Genomic DNA, 17800 nt, shown 5'->3' with positions numbered 1-17800 from the left:
TGAAAACGAGGCAGCAGGCCGTGTGGCGGCGGGATGCGCCGCACGCAGGCGCAGCGGCTGGCAGGGCAGGCGAACGCCTGCATGCACCAGCCGCTGTGGCCAAGCAAGGCCGGAAGATCCGCTGGCATGGCGCAGCAGACTTCCAGCCTCTTTTGCATCAGCCCGTGAAGGCCTTCGTACCGCGGTTTTCCGCACCTTCCACCTTGGTGGCTGCGGGTGCGAGCACATCGTGGGGCGCGCCAACGATGTCGTTGTTGGCCAGCTTGATGTTGGCCTGCGTCGCGTCGGTACGCACCACGGCTTCCTTGACGTTCCTGATCGTCGAGTTGGTGATCGAGATGTCGGTCGCGAAGTCCTTGCCACCGTTGGTGCGGACCAGCTTGCTGGTGCCATCGAAGAAGGAGTTGTCGATGGAGAAGGCGCCGCCGTGGTTGAGCTGGAACGTCTTGTCGGTGGCATTCGCCGCGCCGCCGTTCTTGAACACCACGTCGCCTTCGCCCTTCTTCGTCATGAAGTCCTCACCCACATCGCGGCCAAACACGCCGTCGAGGGTGGCGTTGCCTTGGGTGTGAATGCCATCGCCGCCGGAAATCTGGACGTTCTTAAGGGTAGCACCGGGTTCCAGGATGAATACCGGCTTCTGATTCTCGCTCTGGCCGCCGTCCCCAAGAGCAGGCCCCGCCTTGTAATGCACGTTGCCGCCGTCGAAGGTGGTGCCGGCCTTGACCACAATGGGCTCATTGACGATCTTTTCGCCGCTGGCGGGTGGAATGCTAGTTACCTTGCCGCCAGAGCCAGAACCCGTAGTGGAAGGGGTCTCGGAAGGCTTGGTGCCGGTAGAAGGGCCCGTCGTGGAAGGCTTGTCGGTGGAAGGCTTTTCCGTACCGCCGCCATCACCCACTGGAGGCTTCGTGCCGCCACCATCACCAGAAGGCTGCGTGCCGCCACCACCAGCAGAAGGCTGCGTGCCGCCACCACCAGCAGAAGGCTGCGTACCGCCGCCACCACCAGCAGAAGGCTGCGTGCCGCCGCCACCACCGGCAGAAGGCTGCGTGCCGCCGCCACCGCCAGCAGAAGGCTGCGTGCCGCCGCCACCACCGGCAGAAGGCTGCGTGCCGCCGCCACCGCCAGCAGAAGGCTGCGTGCCGCCGCCACCACCGCCTCCACCCGACTCGCTATCGGACTCGTCCGGCTTCTTGCCCGTCAGGAGTTCGATCAGCTTTTGCAGCAACTCCATCAGTTGTTGGGTTGCATCCTGTGCGCCACCATTTTGCTTGTCGCCATTGGCCAGCTTGTCCAATGCGCTGCTGTCGCCCTTGATGAGGGCCTCGACCAATTGCTTGAGCATGTCGCCCGGCGAGCCCTGCCCTTTTGCACCATCAGTTCCATCGACTCCACCGGAATCACCAGTTCCGCCAGTTCCACCGGCATTGCTGGTGCCGCCAGAGTCCTTGGTGCCGCCGGCTCCACCGCCACCACCAGAGCCTTCCGCCTTTCCGCCCTGCAGGGTTTGCAGGATTTGCAGAATCTGCTCGAGCACCTGCAGCAGCTGCTGGATCGACGACTGGCCGTCGCCGCTTTGCGTGCCGTCCGCGCCCTCAGGGCCGCCAGTGCCGCCGGCACCGTTTGTGCCTCCGGTGCCACCCGTACCGTTTTTCCTGCCCAGGTCTTCCACCGCACCCGAGCCACCCGACAGCAATGCTTCGATGAATTGCTTGGCCAGATCGCCAATGTCGCTGGCGCCTGTATTGCCGTCGCCACCGCTGCCGCCGCCGTTGGTTTGCCCCGTGCCGCCGGCACTGCCCGTGCCGCCTGTGGTCATCTTGTCCAGGATCTGGCGCAGATAGCTTTCGCCCAGTTGCTCCAGCAGGTTGCCACCGCTGCCGCTGTCCTTGCCCATTTCATCGAGCGTGTTGCCGCCACCGCCGCCGAGCTTGTCGGCAATGCTTTTGGCCAGATCGCTGGCAGGATTCTTCTGCGAGTTCTGCTCCATGGACTTGGCGATCTGCTGCAGCAACTCGCCGAACTGCTGGATCAGGCCGGCCACGCCCTGGCCCTTGTTCGCGCCGCCGCCTCCGTTGGCGCCGCCCGCGCCGCCCTTGCCCGACACACCATCCGTGCCGCCCGCTTTGCTGTCGGAACCGTCTTTGTCCATCGCTTTCATGACTTGCTGCAGCACCAGCACGACCAGCTGGAGCAGTTCGTCCTGCAGTTTCTGGGAAGAGTTCTGTTGGTTGTCCGACAGAGAGTCCAGGTTGTTGTTGAACCGGGATGTGGTCTGGGTTTGGAAATTGACTGACATACTGACTCCTTAAGGCAAAGTGAAAAAAAAGCTGCCCACTCCATGGCGGCTCAGACAGAGAAATGCGGCGGAGGGATCCACCGTGTTGCGCGACGGCGTGGGTTCAGAGAAAGCGACTGACTGCGGTGGCGACCGGATCGACACGTGGTGGGAAACCCCGGCCCCGCGGTGCACATCGCTGGGACACTGCAGGCGCGACGGCACGAGGGGCCGTCCACACCTCACCGACACAGCGCATCGGCGCGCCGCCAGTGCACAGGACAGGCTGGCAGTCCAGCTGCGAAGGCGGGACTGCGCGGCCTGCCGGTTGCCCTCAGCGTTATCCATGGGGCACCGCCGGCGATTGGGGTGAGGCAGGGGGCGAGGCCGCAGGCGACAGCAAACGCTTGATGCGCTCGGCCACGGGCCGCATCGTGAGTTGCGGCCGCACCTGCTGGAAGAAAACGCCCACCAGGAGTACCAGCAGCAGCATGGTCGTCGCCCCCTTGATGGGCTGCGCGAGGCTGTTGGGCTCCAGTTTTTCTGCGGCCTTGCCGAGCAAGCCGATGCCCAGATCGATGAGCATCAGGATCACGATCACCGGTCCGGCGATCTTGAGCACGGTTTCGGCGTAGTTGGTGACTTCGGTCGGCAGGAACCGCTCCATCAGCACCGACCAACTGGGCATGACGCCCGTGAGCGGCCACCACTCGTACGAATCGAACAGCAGGCCGATGAAGACCAGCATGCCCCCCAGCATGTAAAAGCCTACGATGGCCAGTTGCGACAGCAGGTTGCCCACCGGCGTGCTCTGCTGGCCGCTGAGCGGATTGGTCTGCTGGATGTTGTTGTAGCCGGTCTGGTTGTCAATGAGCATGCCCACGCTCTCGGCCACCCAGAAGACGGTGCCGACCGCGAACCCGATCAGCATTCCGATGACGCCCTCCTTGAGCACCAGCACCGCCATGTCCACGGCGGTCAGCGAATGCAGCAGTTCGGTCGGCTGGCCCCAGGCCACGAAGGCGCCCAGCACAAGCACGAGCCCACCGCGAGTGCGCCCATACAGCAGCATGTCGTTCGTCGCCGGCATGACGAGCATGGCGGCATAGATGCGCGCAGTGGACAGTGCCAGCACGGCAAAGAAGCCCTTGAGATCGAGGGTCAGCTGGAAAAGGCCCAGCCCCTGCTGCATGGAGGGGTCCATCGCCACCTCATGCCCTGGCGCCGCGCGCCAACTGCAATCGCGTGCGCGCAGCGGCACGGGAGCAGGCCAGCATGCGAGCAACGGCCGTTTCCTCTGCCTCCTCGTCCTGCGCGTCCTCCTGGGCCCGTTCAGCCTCCTGCACGGCCCGCTCCAGCCGGGCCTCGGTCGCCTCCAGTTGCTGCGTTGCGCGCCGCAGCGCGAACTCTCGCTCGGCCACCCGCTGCACGGCGGCTTCCACCTGCGCTGCCGCGCGCTGCGTCAGCTTGCCGGCATCGGCGCTGCGCACTTCCGCCTCCTTGACCAGGATTTGCAGCGTCACCACGTCCTGCGCATGAAAGCCTTGCGGACGCTCCGTGGTCGAGGCGATGCGGCCGCGCAGGTCGCTCTCGGCCTGGCGCACCTGCGCCTCCTCGGCCACGGCCGCTTCGTGCGCGGCCTGCTCGCGATCGCGCTGCCGGGCGCTCTCCTGCAATGCCGCTTCGCTCTGCTCGACGCGCCGCTTCTTCAGGCGCACCAGGATGCGCAACCCCTTGATCGTGCTCATGAATCCCTCTCCAACGGCCAACCGACATCGATTGACCTTCTGGCGGCAAGACTAGAAGCGCGCGGCCTCGCGCCATGGAGCCCGAACGAAGGCAGTCACGGCAATGCGAATGTGGGTACGCAGCGCAGGACTGCGATCCGTCACGTTCGTCTGCGAGGGCAAGGACTTCGCATGGATCGCATGCCAGGCGGCGTGCAAAGCTAGATTGCAAGAACCCATCGCGCACCGCGACCAACGAGCCCACGCCATGTCAGAAAAAACGGAAGAACCCACAGACAAGAAGCTCCTGGACGCCCGCAAGAAGGGAGAGGTTCCCAAGAGCCAGGACGTCGTGGCCGCGGCCATCCTGGTGGCCTCGCTGCTGGTGCTGATCGGCTCCGGCCCCATGCTCTACGACCACATCGCGAAGGTGGTGAAAACCGCCATGCACCAAGGCATGCAGGCGCAGGACACGCAGGAGGTTCTGGCGCTGATTTCCTCCATGGTGCTGGACGGCGCGATCGCCGCGTTCTCCCTGGTCATCGTCTCCGTGCTGGTGGCGATCATTGCCATGATGGGCCAGGTGGGGGTGATCATTTCGTTCGAAGCCATCCAGCCGAAATTCGAAAAACTGAACCCCGCCGAAGGCCTCAAGAAACTGATCAACGCACGCTCGATCATCGAGTTCTGCAAGTCGGTGGTGAAGGCCGTGGCACTGGGGGCCGTGATCTGGCAAATCGTGCTCAGCCTCGTGCCATTGCTGGTGGGGTCGGCCTACCTTTCTGCCCAAGGCGCGGGTCAGGTGGCGTGGAGCGCCATCCTGCGGTTGATCGGTTTTTCGTGCCTGGTGTTCGTGATCATCGGTCCCGTGGACTTCGGCTTGCAGCGCTGGCTGTTCATGCGCGACCAGCGCATGAGCAAGGACGATATCAAGCGGGAGCGCAAGGACAGCGACGGAGACCCCCATGTCAAGGGCCAGCAGCGCTCGCTGCGCGACGAGCTGGCCAACAGTCCACCGCAGGAACGCGTGCCCGGCGCCACCGTGGTGGTCACCAACCCGACCCACTACGCCGTGGCCCTGCTCTACGAGGAAGGCGTCACGCCCCTGCCCATCGTGGTGGCCAAGGGGATGGATGCACAGGCCGCGGTGATCCGCGGCCTGGCCGCAACGCATGGTGTTCCGATCATCGCCAACCCGCCCCTGGCCCGCGCGCTGCACCGCCTGCCGCTGAACCAACCCATTTCCGAAGAACTGCTCGAGTCCGTTGCCGTCGTGCTGCGCTGGGTCGCAGAACTCGACCAATTCGGCGGCGGCACGGCCGCAAACACCTCTCCTCCCTGACAAGCCTTCACCACCAGGAACACCCCATGGCCAAACGCTTCGACTCCACCCTGGTCAACGACATGACGATGGCGGGCTTTCTCGTCGGCGTGATCGCACTGATGATCCTTCCGCTGCCGACCATGCTCATCGATGCGCTGCTGGCCATCAACCTCACGGTGAGCATCCTGCTGCTGATGACCACGCTGTTCATACCGGACGCGCTGTCGCTTTCGACCTTTCCTTCGCTGCTGCTGTTCACCACGCTGTTCCGGCTGGCGCTGAACATCGCCTCCACCAAGGCGATCTTGCTGCATGCCGATGCAGGCCACCTGATCGAGAGCTTCGGGCAGTTGGTGGTGGGCGGCAATCTGGTGGTGGGGATCGTGGTGTTCCTGGTCATCACCATCGTCCAGTTCATCGTGATCGCCAAAGGCTCGGAGCGGGTGGCGGAAGTCGGCGCGCGCTTCACGCTGGATGCCCTGCCAGGCAAGCAGATGAGCATCGATGCCGACTTGCGCGCGGGCCTGTTGACGCCCGATGAAGCCAAGCGAAAACGCGCTCACCTCGGAATGGAAAGCATGCTGCACGGCGGCATGGACGGCGCGATGAAGTTCGTGAAAGGCGACGCCATCGCCGGGCTGATCATCACGATGGTGAACATCCTCGCAGGGGTTGTGGTCGGCATCATGTACCACAACATGACCGCCGGCGAAGCGGCCAACCGCTTCGCGGTGCTGTCCATCGGCGATGCCATGGTGTCGCAGATTCCGGCCCTCTTCATCTGTATGGCGGCCGGCGTTCTCACCACCCGGGTGACCGACGAGCACAAGAAAAAGCCCACCTCGCTCGGCCAGGACATGACCGAGCAACTCACCCGCAACCCCCGTTCGATGTACCTTGCCGCGGCGCTCACGGCGGGCTTCGGCTTCATTCCGGGCTTTCCGATGGTGCCTTTCGCCCTGCTGGCGGGCGGTCTGGTGGCTGGCGGGCACTTCCTCACCAAGAAACGAACCCAGCTCGCGGGCAACTCGCTGTCCAAGCCGATCGCGGCCCTGATGCGCGAAGGGGCCAAGGGAGACGCGCCCTCCATCCAGCAAAAAGCCCCCGAGTTCGCCAAGCCGCTGTCGATCCGCATGTCGGATGCGTTGGGCAAGCTGATCGATGCAGAGCGGCTCAACGGCGCACTCAACAAGGAACGGGAAGGACTGCAGTCCAGGCTGGGCCTGCCGTTTCCCGGCGCTGCGATGTGGGTGGACATCGAACTGACCGGCCTGCGCTACGAAGTGCTGATCAACGACGTTCCGGTGGCGCAGCCCGAACTGCCGGGCCGCATGCTGCTGCTGCTCGACCCCCAATCGCCCCTGGCCGCATCGGCCCAGCCACACGGGCCCGCACTGGGCAGCGAGGTCTCGCTGTGGCTGGCGCCGGAGGCCGTGCCCATGGCCCAGCGAGAAGGCGCATGCATCGATGTGGAGCAGGTCATCGCGCGCGAAGTCGTGGGCATGCTGCAGCGGCACGCCCACCTGTTCATGGGGGTTCAGGAGGTGCAGTGGGTGATCGAGCGCAGCACGCCGGAATACCCCGGTCTCGTGGCCGAGGTGCAGAAGATCATGCCCCTGCAGCGCATGGCCGAGGTGCTGCGCAGGCTGCTGGAAGAACAGGTGCCGATCCGCAACATCCGCAGCATTTTCGAGAGCCTGATCGTCTGGGGGCCCAAGGAAAAAGACCTGTTGCTGCTCACGGAGTACGTGCGCTCCGACCTCGGCCGCTATCTCGCGCATGAAGCGACCAGTGGCCAGCGGCATCTGTCGGCCATCTTGCTCGATCCGGACATCGAACAGGCGATCCGCGGCTGCATCAAGCCCACGCCGGCGGGGAACTACCTGGCCATGTCGCCCGACGACGCGCGCGACCTGACCGAGCGCATCGCCGCGGTCGCCGATACCGCCAGGCAGCCCGGCGTGGCCTTGGTGACGTCGATGGACATTCGCCGCTATGTCAAGAAGATGATCGAAAGCCGCCTCGACTGGCTGCGCGTGTACTCGTTCCAGGAGTTGGGAACCCAGGTGGAACTGCGGCCTATCGGCCGCGTTTCCTGAGGACCGCGGCCATGACCTCTCTCCAGCGCCCCGATCACACCCTGCGCCACGTCGCGCACCCTGCAGTGGCAGCCACCCCCGCGCTGCTGCGGCCGAACTCGCAAGAGCGGTTTCGCCGCGAGCTGTTTCCACCCGCACTCCCGCAGGACGACCCCGCCGAAGACGAAGTGATCGAGTCCACCGATCCCTTCGCCACGGCTGCGGAGGGCACCCCGCCCGACCCCATGGACTCGAGCGACGGAGAGCCTCGGGAGCAGGCCGATGCGCAAGGCGATTCGCCGAACGAGGAAGAGCGGGACAACAACGCACCACCCGCTCCTGCGCCGCAGGCTGCGACATCCGACCCCTTGCCGCCGCAATACTTCTTCATCCAGGGCGATACCGTTCCGCCACCGCTGGCACGCACACCCGCCCCCGGGGAAGCAGGGCAGGATCTGCCCGACGACCGGCCACCCGTGCACGCCGTCGGTGCCACCGGCACCGCCACGGATGCGGAGCCGCCGCAGTGGCTGCGAGATACCGCGCAAACCATTACCGATCTGTGCCTGCGGGCAGACCCGGCTTTCCAATCCTGGGCCGTCACGGTGCCCATGGACCCCAAGGTGCTGCCGGAATGCGAGCTGGCCCTGGGGCTTTCGTCCTATGCCATGACGCTTCGCTTCCGAACGATGTCGTCCGAGTCCCGCCACCTAATCTCAAAGCATCGCGATCAACTGCACGGGTTGCTTGCCCGCCTGGGCACGGCCCACCGAAGCATCGACATTGACCTGGAATGACCTTGAACGCAGTCAAGCCACTGGCTTTCCCCTTAAGCGACCTCGCAAGGTATCTGCCGCCCATGGACCACGGCGAAGCCCGTCTGGCGCGGGTGATGTTCGATCGGCGATTCGTGCGGTGGGTTCGGGCCCTTTCGGGACAAACGGGTGCGTCGGTCAGCCGGGCGCCCGGCCGATCCGGCAAACGCATCAGCATGGAATTTCGGTCGGCGCAGGGCACGATGCGGCTGTCGGTACCCAGGACCGACTGGCCTGCGCTGGAGATGGCGGCGCGCCTGCCAGACCCCGCGCTGGCCCGGGACGTTGTGCACTCGCTGCTGGCCCAGCTGCTCGCCCCGTTCCAGTCCCGCTTTGCCGGCCTGGTGCTGCATGGGATGCAGCTGGACTCCGGCGCTGCCCCTTTCGAGATCACCGCAAGAAATCGCCGCATCGGGCTGCAGGCCATCGACGAAGCGATGGCAGGACAGATCCAGGCGTTGCTGGCTGCCTCGGTCCGAAGCGACGCAAGCCACCTGCTCGGCCTGCGCGTGGCCTGCCGCATCCGGCTCGCGCGCAAAACGTATTGCGCCTCCGAACTGGGCTCGGTCAGTGCGGGCGATGTGCTGCTCACAGGCTTGCCCGCCGGCGCCTCGGCCTCTTTGCATTGCCACTTGTCTTTTGGAATGGGCGTCTCCATGGAAACCACTGCACAACTCGATATCGACTCGCACCAAGCCACGCTCGACGGCACACCTGAGCCCGGCAGCGAACCCATTCCGGAGCACGACCTGCCAGCGGGTGCGGAAATCGGTGCCATCGGAAAGCTGTCCATCCCCGTGGCCTTCGAGATAGACAGCGCCCGCGTCCGGCTCGACGATCTCGCGGCCTTCGGTCCGGGCTCGGTCATCACGCTGGACATGCCCGTGCGCGAAGCACTGGTGCGCCTCGTGTGCCACGACCAGGTGATCGGTACCGGCCGCCTGATTGTCATCGGCGAGCAACTCGGCGTGCGCATCGAGCGAATGGGGCTCAGCCTGGCGGCCGAAGCACCACCACAAGATTTGCCATGACCCCGCTGTCATCCGTCCAGGGGCTGGACCCCATCTCGCTGTTCATCGCCCTGATGGCGCTGGCGGTGCTGCCGTTCGCGGCCATGGTGGTCACCTCGTACACCAAGGTGGTGGTGGTGCTGGGCTTGCTGCGCAACGCGCTGGGCATTCAGCAGGTGCCGCCCAACATGGTGCTCAACGGCATCGCCATCATCATTTCGATTTACGTCATGGCGCCGGTCGCCATGGAGGCGGCCGACAAGATCCAGAACGGGCCGCCGTCATCGCAGACGTCGAACACCCAGCAGCTGCTGGCAGCCGCCTCCGCCGCGAAGGAGCCGTTCCGGCAATTCCTCGTCAAGCACGCGCACCCGGCCGAAAAGGCATTTTTCCTGAAGTCGGCACAGGCGATATGGCCCCAGGAACGCGCAAAAGCGCTTCTGGTCGACGACCTGATCGTGGTGGCCCCGGCTTTCTTGCTGACGGAGCTGACGGCCGCCTTTCGCATCGGTTTCCTGCTGTATCTGGCCTTCGTGATCGTGGAGCTCGTCATCGCCAACGTGCTGCTGGCCATGGGCCTGTCTCAGGTGTCGCCCACCAACATCGCCATCCCGTTCAAGCTGTTGCTGTTCGTCGTGCTCGACGGGTGGTCCCAGGTCATGCACGGACTCGTGCTGACCTACCGATGACGGAGGACGCAACCCCATGACGCACGACAACATCGTTCAACTGACGTCCGAGGCACTCATGCTGTGCCTCATTCTGTCGCTGCCCGCGGTGGCCGTGGCGGCCATCGTCGGTTTGCTGGTGGCGCTGGTGCAAGCCGTGACATCGCTCCAGGATGCTGCCATTTCACAGGGCATCAAGCTGATCTGCGTGACCGTCACTGTTGCGGTCTCCGCCCCGTGGGTCGGGAACACCGTGCTGCAGTTCTCCCAAAGGCTGCTCGCGGCCACGTTCACGCCATGAACCCCAATGCGCCGCTCTTTCGCGGGCTGCAACAGCTGCAGCGGCTCAAGCAGTTGCGCCTGCGCGAGCACAATCATTTGATCGCAGTGCAGCATGAGCAGGCCGCGCGCAACGCCTCGCTCATGCAGCAGGGCCGGTTCGGCGACTACATTTTCCGCACGGTTCCCCGCCCACCGCTGCCCTTGCCACCCAAGCAGGCCCGGCTCCCCGGCCAGCCCGATGCCCCGCTCTTGGCACCGGGACAAGACATTCCGCTCGAAATCCTGCAGGCCGGTCCCGAAGAATCCGAAGCACGGCAAGGATCTGCGGAGCGGTGGAAGGCGGCCCTCGACGACGACCGTGGAGAACGCTACGCGCGGTACCGGGAATCGCTCCGGGACACCGGGAACGAGCCCGCGGCGCTGGACAGTTTCCTGCGACAAGGAGGCAGCAGCCGTGACAAGGGGGATTCCCAGGAGAATTCCGAAGGCGGCAATTCCGGATCAGGGTCCGGATCGGGATCCGGCTCGGGATCGGGTTCTGGCTCCGGGTCGGGCTCCGGGTCGGGCTCCGGCAAAGGCGATCAAGGAAGTTCGCGTGACAACCCGCAAACCAGCCGGATGGCCAAGCCAGGCCTGGCTGGGGGTGCCATGGCGGCCCAGCATGTTTTGCAGCAGCACTACGCCGGCACGGCGCAAGACCGGGCCCATGTCCTTACACGGCGGCTTTGGGATCACAGCCGAAAGCCCCACTTCGCTGCCACCCCCACGCGGGGCATGGCGGAGATGGCGGCGTACCTTCAAAACCACGAAGAACGGGGTGCATTGGGCACCCTGCAACGGGTCAAGATGGCGTTGTTGCTGTGCGGGGGGCCCGCACCCGATGCAGCCAGTGACACCGTTCGCATGAAAGACCTCAAGGCCTTGCTGCCGCTGGCTTTGCTGAGCACCGATCTCCCACGCACGCCGTCCCAGGCAAGCATCGCTGCAGAGCGGCAATTGCAGGCCAGCCAATCCTTGAAACGGCCCGTTCGCCCATGAGTCTCGATCAATACAACCAGTTGGTCACCGAGCTGTGCGAGGCCATCGACTTGCCCGATCCGCAGGCGGTGCTCGCGCAGGGCTGGATCGAGGTCGAAGGGTTCGAGGTTCTGCTGTCGCACTACGAGAACGACCCTGCTGCGCTGTATCTCAACTTCCATTTCGGCATCGTCACCGCAGGGCGCACGCTGACCATCTTTCGGCTCCTGCTGGAGGCCAATCTCACCGTGTATGCGCAGGATCAGGCCCAGGCAGGCATCAACCCCGATACAGGAGGCATCATCCTGATCGTGCGGGTGCCGATGACGCCGGAAATCACCGGGACCTGGCTGGCCGAAACACTGACCCACTACACAGAGCACGGACGGTACTGGAAGGACAACGTGCTGAGTTCCACCGACGAAGCCTTCAACGGCATCTGTGCGGGGGACTACATCTGGCTCAAGGTGTGAAACCCAGGCCCCCGCCGCCCATGCCCCGATCGGGCTAGAACGTGTTCAAGGTCTTTTTTGGAGCACGTGCTGGCACGCAATCGGACGGGGCGGGGGTCCGTGGCACCGCATGGGCGGGTGCCCACGCAAGCCGCCGGAACGCTGCGTCATCCGGTTGCGCTCCAACCCGCGGGACCCATGCCTTCTCAAGCGGCCTGCGTGGTGGCGCTGGCCGAAGTCCCAGGCAATGGGTGGCGCACCACGCTTTGCACCCGATTGCGAAACGTCACCTGCACGGCCCGAAAAAGACATTGAGCACGGTCCTGCTGCCGTTACCAGTAAAGCGCGGTGTATTCGTTGCCGACCGCCTCCGTCCCCTCATGGGACAGCAGCCGGTAGCCCCGTCCATAAGCCGCCTGGACGCGCAGCTGGCAACCGGCCTCTCGCAGTTTGGTGCGCAGCTTGTAGATGTGCTGCTCCAGGGTGCGTTTGTTGGACTCGACCGAGCGCCCCCACACCTTGGCGATGATCGTAGGCAAGGACACCACCTGGTTGGGCTTGGAAAACAGCAGGCAGGCCAGTTCACATTCACGGTGCGTGAGGCCCACTGTCTTGTCTCCATGAACGAGGCAAAGCCTGGCGGGGTCGAGCCGGCAGCCGTCGACATCGATCGGGTGGGCGGCCTGGAACGCCTGGGCTTCCATGTGGCCGCGCAGCCGGGTCTTGAGTTCGTCATGCCCGACGCGGGAAAGGCTGATGTAGTCCACCGCACCGCAGGCCAGGGCCACGCCGAAGCCGGCGTGCAACTCGGCCCCCACCACCACGACGGGAACCTGATCGGAGACGCAGGTTTTGATCAATCCCAGATCTTCCGCCAAAGTGCCTCCGCAGTCTTCAAGGATCACGGCATCAAAGGCCTGCTGTCTCACTTGCATGCGAAAAGCCGCAATGCTGACGTGCAGCATGGCTTGAATTCCGCCACGGGAAAGCAGGTCCACCAGGAACTGGTTCACCGTCGATCGACGCGAAAGAAGAGCAATGTTCATGGAATCCCTCGACGCAAATTTATATCGACAAATGGCGGCGCATCACGCTGCCCCCTTGGCCTGTTCAGCTGGACCGTGGGTGCCAAAAAAGCGCCATCCGGTTGCTACACATAGTCACAGATTTTGCAATTTTTTCCCAACCTTCCGCGGAACAGAATCAGCGAAATATTCTCTGCAGTATGCCCTTTCGATAGGTCAATTGCTTATAGGCAATAACTATTCGACGCCATAGCAGTCCCTTATCAGTCTCCGGTCCAGGCTTTGTGCGCTCAATTGGCTGGCGCAGCAGTCCCTGTTTTTTTACTGGCCGTTCTGGATTCGCCGCGCTCCCCTCTCTCGCTGCAAATCCCGTCCTCGACGGACTGATTTCACTCTAAGCACCTCGCATGAACGACGAAGCAGCCCTTCATGAAAAACCGATGACTTGCCGATGAACATTGGATGAACAGGGGAGCGGATGTGCTGCCAATAGCTTCAGGCAACGCGTGCAAAGGTATCCGAAGGCACTCACCATAAAACGTGGCAATTAGCAAAAATTGAGGATTGAACGTAAGGAAGTTGAGCATTGCCCGGACGCCCGTTCCTAGCATTGACTGGTCATCAATCAAAGGCGCGGCAACACCGCGAAGACCCATGCTGCTCACACTTCTGTCGTTGACCTGCCAGCGCGCCCAAGCCCAGGCGCCAGAGCTTTCCAATCTCATTCACGCCATGCGCGTCAAGGACGCGGCGGGCATCGGCCGCCGGCGCCTGGAGCGCAATGGCCGCGATACGGGCACGCCGCAGGAAGGCGCGCTGCTCGGGCGCAGCCTGCTGCTGGTTGGCATGGAAGAGGCCGCCAGCGAAGTGTTCCACCAGCAGCTCAAGGCCTATGACCAGGTATCGCGCAGCAACGTGCGCTGGCAGTCGGCACTGGACCAGGCCTGGCTCTTTCATCATCTGAACAAGCCCGCCCGTGCCGTGGCCTGCTGGTCGATCGTGGCCAGCGACCACGAAGCCCCGCTCGAATTGCGTGTGGAAGGCCATTGCGGCAAGGCGCTGTCGATGCAGGCCCTGGGCCAGCATGCCGAAGCCCTGGCCACCGCACGCCAGGCGGAAGCGCTCTGCCAGTCAGCCGCCGCAGCCATGCTGGAGCCGCACGCCAGGGCGATCCGCCTGGAGGTGCTGGCCCGGGTGCACCTGCTGCGCCATGAAGAACTGACAGACCATGCGCTGTCGGAGTCCGCCATGGCACTGGCACGCGATCTGCCGACCGAGGCAGAGATGGTGGCCGAACTGGCGGCGCTCGAGTCAAGCCCCCACGCGCCCGAACTGCTGCGGGCCCGACTGGCTTACCTGCGCTGCGGCTTGCTGGGACACCACCCTGCCAGCCGGCAAGAGGCGGTGGCGAGCTTCGTGCGCTGGCTGCGCGAACACGAACTGGCGGGCCTGGAATCGCAAGTGCGGGTGGAAGCCTGCCTCGCGCTGCTGACCGACAAGGCGGCCACGGGTGCCCGCGATGTGATCCAGCCGCTGGCCAGCGTCGAACGCGAGGTCGATCGGCACCCTTACGCGTCGGACATCCAATACTGCCTGTCCAAGATCCACATGGAAGAAGGCCGGCTGGGCGAGTCACTGCGCCAGTACAAGCGCCACGTGGCCCAGGCCATGCGCGTGGTGCACAACACGGTGCTGGCGCGCATGAACAGCGCCGCGTCCACCCTGCCCTCCCAGGCCCAGGACACGACCGGCTTGCGCCTGCCGCCCCGCTACCGCGCGGCCTACCGCTACATCGTCGAGCACCTGCACGACGCCAACCTTTCGGTGCGTGAAATCGCAGGCCGCCTGGGGGTCACCGAACGCGCCCTGCAACTGGCGTTCCGCAACCACCTGGGCATGACGCCTGCCGAACTGATCCGGACCGAGCGCGTGAAGCGCATCGAGGACGAACTGCGCGAGATGAGCGAAACCGGCGGACGGGCCCACATGCTGGACGTCGCGTCACGCTGGGGCATCTGCAACCGGTCCACGCTGGCCAACGCCTTCAAGCTGTCCGCCGGGCGTCCCGCCGATGCGCACTGATATCACGGCTGGCGGGACGCGACAGCCGCCCGCCGCCCTGCCGTCACTTCACGGAGGTCTTGGCGCCTTGCTCGACCAGCCGCGCGAACTCTTCATGTTCGTAGGCGATGTAGGTCTCCATCATGCTGCGGTAGATGGCCTCGATCACCTCGGGCTGGCCGCCTTCGGCCAGCGCACGCTCGCGCACCCGGCGCACGATGAATTCGATGCGGCCTTCGTCCCGCACCTGGGACTCGCGCTGCTTGTTCAATGCGGCCTGGGTCATGTAGCCGCCGCGCTCCACCAGCAACGGCACCAGGATGTCGTCCAGCGCGTCGATGCGCGCACGCACCTGCGCCATGCTGCTGCAGCGCTCCACCTTGTCGATCGCCCGGGTCATCATTCGAGTCCTTCCTCAACCAGTTCGGCAGCGCGCAGCAGAGCGCGGGCCTTGTGTTCCGTTTCCTTCCACTCCAGCTCGGGCACCGAGTCGGCCACGACGCCGGCCGCGGCCTGAACATAGAGCGTTCCGTCTTTCACGATGCCGGTGCGGATGGCAATGGCCACATCCATGTCCCCGGCGTAGCTGAGATAGCCGCACGCCCCGCCATACAGGCCACGCTTGACGGGCTCCAGCTGGTCGATCAGCTCCATCGCATGCACCTTGGGCGCGCCGGTGAGCGTGCCTGCCGGAAACGTGGCCTTCAACACGTCCATGTTGGTCATGCCGTCATTGAGCAGGCCCTCGACGTTGCTCACGATGTGCATCACGTGGCTGTAGCGCTCCACGGCGAACGCCTCCGTCACCTTCACCGAGCCCGTCTTGGCGATGCGCCCGATGTCGTTGCGCGCAAGGTCGATCAGCATCACGTGCTCCGCGCGCTCCTTGGGGTCGTTGACCAGTTCGATTTCCGTGGCCTTGTCATGCTCGGGCGTGTTGCCGCGCGGGCGCGTTCCGGCCAAAGGCCGGATCGTGACCTTCTGGCCTTGCGGGGTGCTCTCTTGCCGCACCAGGATCTCCGGCGACGCCGAGACGATGTGGAAGTCGCCCATGTGGTAGTAAAACATGTAGGGCGAGGGGTTCAGCGACCGCAGCGCGCGGTACAGGGAGAGCGGCGATTCGGTGTAGCGCTTGTGGATGCGCTGGCCCACCTGCACCTGCATGAAGTCGCCCGCGGCGATCAGCTCCTTGGCTCGGTCCACCGCCGCCAGGTAATCGGCCTTGGCAAAGTCGCGCTGGGGAGGATGGCTCTCCGTCGGTTTGACGACCGGCGCGGCCACCGAATACTTGAGCTGGTCCTTCAAACCCCGCAGGCGTTGCTTGCCCCTGGAATACGCCTCGGGCTGGCCCGGGTCCGCGTAGACGATGAGGTACAGCTTGCCCGAGAGGTTGTCGATGACCGCCAGTTCCTCGCACTGCAGCAGCAGGATGTCGGGCAGGCCCATCGTGTCGGGCGGGCAACTCGCTTCGAGCTTCTTTTCGACGTAACGCACCGCGTCATAGCCGAAGTACCCCGCCAGGCCGCCGCAGAACCGCGGCAGGCCGGGGCGCAGCGCCACCTTGAAACGCTTCTGGTACGCCTCGATGAAATCCAGCGGATTGCCGGCGGCGGTCTCGACCACCTGCCCATCGGTGACCACCTCGGTCTTGGCGTCGGCCCCGAAGCCGCTGGCCCTCAGCAAGGTGCGCGCCGGCAGGCCAATGAAGCTGTAGCGGCCGAACCGCTCGCCCCCCACGACCGATTCGAGCAGGAAACTGTATTTGCCGCCGTCCTTGCTGTAGGCCAGCTTCAGGTACAGCGAAAGCGGCGTCTCCAGGTCGGCGAAGGCCTCCGCGATGAGCGGAATGCGGTTGTAGCCTTCGCTGGCCAGGCTTTTGAATTCAAGTTCTGTAATCACGGGAATTTCCCAGTCGGGCAGCGCCAGCACAAGGACGTGGGGCGCCGCAGTTCATTGCGTTCGGCCCGTCAGGGCCACGGGTGCAGCTGGGATTGCCCCAGGTGCCATCAGGCGTTCGATGCGGCTGGCTTGCGCCAGGGCCAGGCTCCCCGGTCGCTGCAACCTGTGATGAACACGTGGTGAATGAACATGGGGAGAAAGTGTAGCAAAGCGCCTGCGCCCGCCCGCCGCGGCCAGCGAACCAGGGGCCCTGCCGCAATCCTTGCTGAAAACCCTGTTGTGCACGCCCGGACACGCGGCAACAATCAGAAACGAACGATCGTTCTTTTTTTGGGAGTTGCCATGATGTTTCTGCAGCGGTGGCTGGCAGCCACCCTCGCCGGCCTTCTTGTGACCATGGGGGCCGCCTGGGCCCAGGTCGTGACCGTCGCCGATGTGAAGTACGCCACCGCCCTGCCACTGCAAGGCAGCCCCTTGCTGCTCAATGGTGCGGGCATCCGCTACAAGGCCGTGTTCAAGGTGTACACGGCGGGCCTGTACCTGGAGCGCAAGGCGGGCACGCCGCAGGAAGTGGCCGCCCTGCGCGGTCCCAAGCGGCTGTCGATCACCATGCTGCGCGACATCGAATCGGCCGAGCTGGGCAAGCTGTTTTCGCGCGGCATGGAAGACAACATGGACAAGGCCTCGTTCTCCCGCCTGGTGCCCGGCGTGCTGCGCATGAGCGAGATCTTTTCCCAGCACAAGAAGCTCTCGGCCGGCGACACCTTCACCGTGGACTGGCTGCCCGGCACGGGCACCGTGATCAGCGTCAAGGGCGTGGCGCAGGGCGAGCCGTTCCGCGAGCCCGAATTCTTCGATGCCCTGATGGGCATCTGGCTGGGCGAGCGGCCGGCGGACTGGAAACTCAAGGACGCCCTGCTGGGCAAGGCGGGCGGCTGACCCAGGTGTTCGCGGCCCTCCGGCTGGCGGCGCACGGCGTCCGGCCCCTGCTTTACCCGCCTCGCAACCCGGATGCTATTGATTTTATAGCTACATACCCTAGTACATATTGCGCCAGAGCATGATTTGACCGCTTTGAAGAAAACCGCGATGCCGGCACGGCACCTGAATTCCAGGATTTTTTTCACCCGCCTGTAACCCGCGGCGCATTCCGCCCGAACT

Annotated in this window: 16 protein-coding genes; 10 read left to right on the top strand and 6 right to left on the bottom strand. The window is 64.6% G+C overall.

The window, feature by feature from the left end; genetic code table 11:
• Positions 1 to 157 precede the first annotated feature (157 nt).
• The 3 genes from R1Z03_RS18680 to R1Z03_RS18670 all read right to left on the bottom strand — a co-directional run bounded on the left by R1Z03_RS18680 (position 158) and on the right by R1Z03_RS18670 (position 4029).
• Positions 158 to 2302: a pectate lyase gene (locus tag R1Z03_RS18680; RefSeq protein ID WP_317353827.1), complete on the bottom strand. Its 2145-nt coding sequence runs from the start codon at positions 2300 to 2302 to the stop codon at positions 158 to 160.
• A 319-nt stretch (positions 2303 to 2621) separates the two neighbouring features.
• Positions 2622 to 3485 (bottom strand): type III secretion system export apparatus subunit SctT, encoded by an 864-nt coding sequence (sctT, locus tag R1Z03_RS18675; RefSeq protein ID WP_284394248.1) that lies wholly within the window; start codon positions 3483 to 3485, stop codon positions 2622 to 2624.
• A 7-nt stretch (positions 3486 to 3492) separates the two neighbouring features.
• On the bottom strand, positions 3493 to 4029 hold the full coding sequence (locus tag R1Z03_RS18670; protein ID WP_284426258.1) for a type III secretion protein: 537 nt from the start codon (positions 4027 to 4029) through the stop codon (positions 3493 to 3495).
• A gap of 247 nt (positions 4030 to 4276) precedes the next feature.
• On the opposite strand from R1Z03_RS18670, the gene sctU reads away from it, so the two are divergent.
• The 8 genes from sctU to R1Z03_RS18630 all read left to right on the top strand — a co-directional run bounded on the left by sctU (position 4277) and on the right by R1Z03_RS18630 (position 11675).
• On the top strand, positions 4277 to 5350 hold the full coding sequence (gene sctU, locus R1Z03_RS18665; protein WP_284406608.1) for a type III secretion system export apparatus subunit SctU: 1074 nt from the start codon (positions 4277 to 4279) through the stop codon (positions 5348 to 5350).
• A 26-nt stretch (positions 5351 to 5376) separates the two neighbouring features.
• Complete coding sequence (gene sctV, locus R1Z03_RS18660) at positions 5377 to 7431, top strand: type III secretion system export apparatus subunit SctV (protein ID WP_284406609.1); 2055 nt, start codon at positions 5377 to 5379, stop codon at positions 7429 to 7431.
• 11 nt (positions 7432 to 7442) lie between these two features.
• Positions 7443 to 8207, top strand: a complete 765-nt coding sequence (locus tag R1Z03_RS18655; RefSeq protein WP_317353822.1) for a type III secretion HpaP family protein — start codon at positions 7443 to 7445, stop codon at positions 8205 to 8207.
• Between the two features lie 62 nt (positions 8208 to 8269).
• Positions 8270 to 9256, top strand: a complete 987-nt coding sequence (sctQ, locus tag R1Z03_RS18650; protein WP_284431026.1) for a type III secretion system cytoplasmic ring protein SctQ — start codon at positions 8270 to 8272, stop codon at positions 9254 to 9256.
• Positions 9253 to 9924: a type III secretion system export apparatus subunit SctR gene (sctR, locus tag R1Z03_RS18645; protein ID WP_272565652.1), complete on the top strand. Its 672-nt coding sequence runs from the start codon at positions 9253 to 9255 to the stop codon at positions 9922 to 9924. Before sctQ ends, sctR begins: the two co-directional genes overlap by 4 nt.
• Positions 9925 to 9940: 16 nt before the next feature.
• On the top strand, positions 9941 to 10204 hold the full coding sequence (gene sctS / locus R1Z03_RS18640) for a type III secretion system export apparatus subunit SctS (RefSeq protein WP_284431025.1): 264 nt from the start codon (positions 9941 to 9943) through the stop codon (positions 10202 to 10204).
• Complete coding sequence (locus R1Z03_RS18635; protein ID WP_317353815.1) at positions 10201 to 11223, top strand: hypothetical protein; 1023 nt, start codon at positions 10201 to 10203, stop codon at positions 11221 to 11223. The genes sctS and R1Z03_RS18635 overlap by 4 nt, the downstream gene beginning before the upstream one ends.
• Positions 11220 to 11675: a CesT family type III secretion system chaperone gene (locus R1Z03_RS18630; protein ID WP_272549503.1), complete on the top strand. Its 456-nt coding sequence runs from the start codon at positions 11220 to 11222 to the stop codon at positions 11673 to 11675. The genes R1Z03_RS18635 and R1Z03_RS18630 overlap by 4 nt, the downstream gene beginning before the upstream one ends.
• A gap of 311 nt (positions 11676 to 11986) precedes the next feature.
• Here the strand turns inward: R1Z03_RS18630 and R1Z03_RS18625 are convergent, their stop codons facing one another.
• On the bottom strand, positions 11987 to 12700 hold the full coding sequence (locus R1Z03_RS18625; protein WP_272565656.1) for a winged helix-turn-helix domain-containing protein: 714 nt from the start codon (positions 12698 to 12700) through the stop codon (positions 11987 to 11989).
• 633 nt (positions 12701 to 13333) lie between these two features.
• Here R1Z03_RS18625 and R1Z03_RS18620 point away from each other — a divergent pair.
• Positions 13334 to 14761: a helix-turn-helix domain-containing protein gene (locus tag R1Z03_RS18620; RefSeq protein ID WP_317353813.1), complete on the top strand. Its 1428-nt coding sequence runs from the start codon at positions 13334 to 13336 to the stop codon at positions 14759 to 14761.
• 43 nt (positions 14762 to 14804) lie between these two features.
• On the opposite strand, the gene R1Z03_RS18615 is transcribed toward R1Z03_RS18620, so the two are convergent.
• Both R1Z03_RS18615 and trpE read right to left on the bottom strand, forming a co-directional pair.
• Positions 14805 to 15140, bottom strand: coding sequence for a chorismate mutase (locus R1Z03_RS18615; protein WP_284426251.1), 336 nt, complete (start codon positions 15138 to 15140; stop codon positions 14805 to 14807).
• Positions 15140 to 16639: an anthranilate synthase component I gene (gene trpE, locus R1Z03_RS18610; RefSeq protein WP_317353810.1), complete on the bottom strand. Its 1500-nt coding sequence runs from the start codon at positions 16637 to 16639 to the stop codon at positions 15140 to 15142. Before trpE ends, R1Z03_RS18615 begins: the two co-directional genes overlap by 1 nt.
• 342 nt (positions 16640 to 16981) lie before the next feature.
• On the opposite strand from trpE, the gene R1Z03_RS18605 reads away from it, so the two are divergent.
• Positions 16982 to 17578: a chalcone isomerase family protein gene (locus R1Z03_RS18605; RefSeq protein WP_284426249.1), complete on the top strand. Its 597-nt coding sequence runs from the start codon at positions 16982 to 16984 to the stop codon at positions 17576 to 17578.
• Positions 17579 to 17800 lie beyond the last annotated feature (222 nt).

This window comes from Acidovorax sp. BLS4, from assembly GCF_032929295.1.
Lineage (GTDB): Bacteria > Pseudomonadota > Gammaproteobacteria > Burkholderiales > Burkholderiaceae_C > Paracidovorax.
Note: the sequence above shows the minus strand (reverse complement) of the source record. Positions and strands in the feature narration are given on the sequence as shown.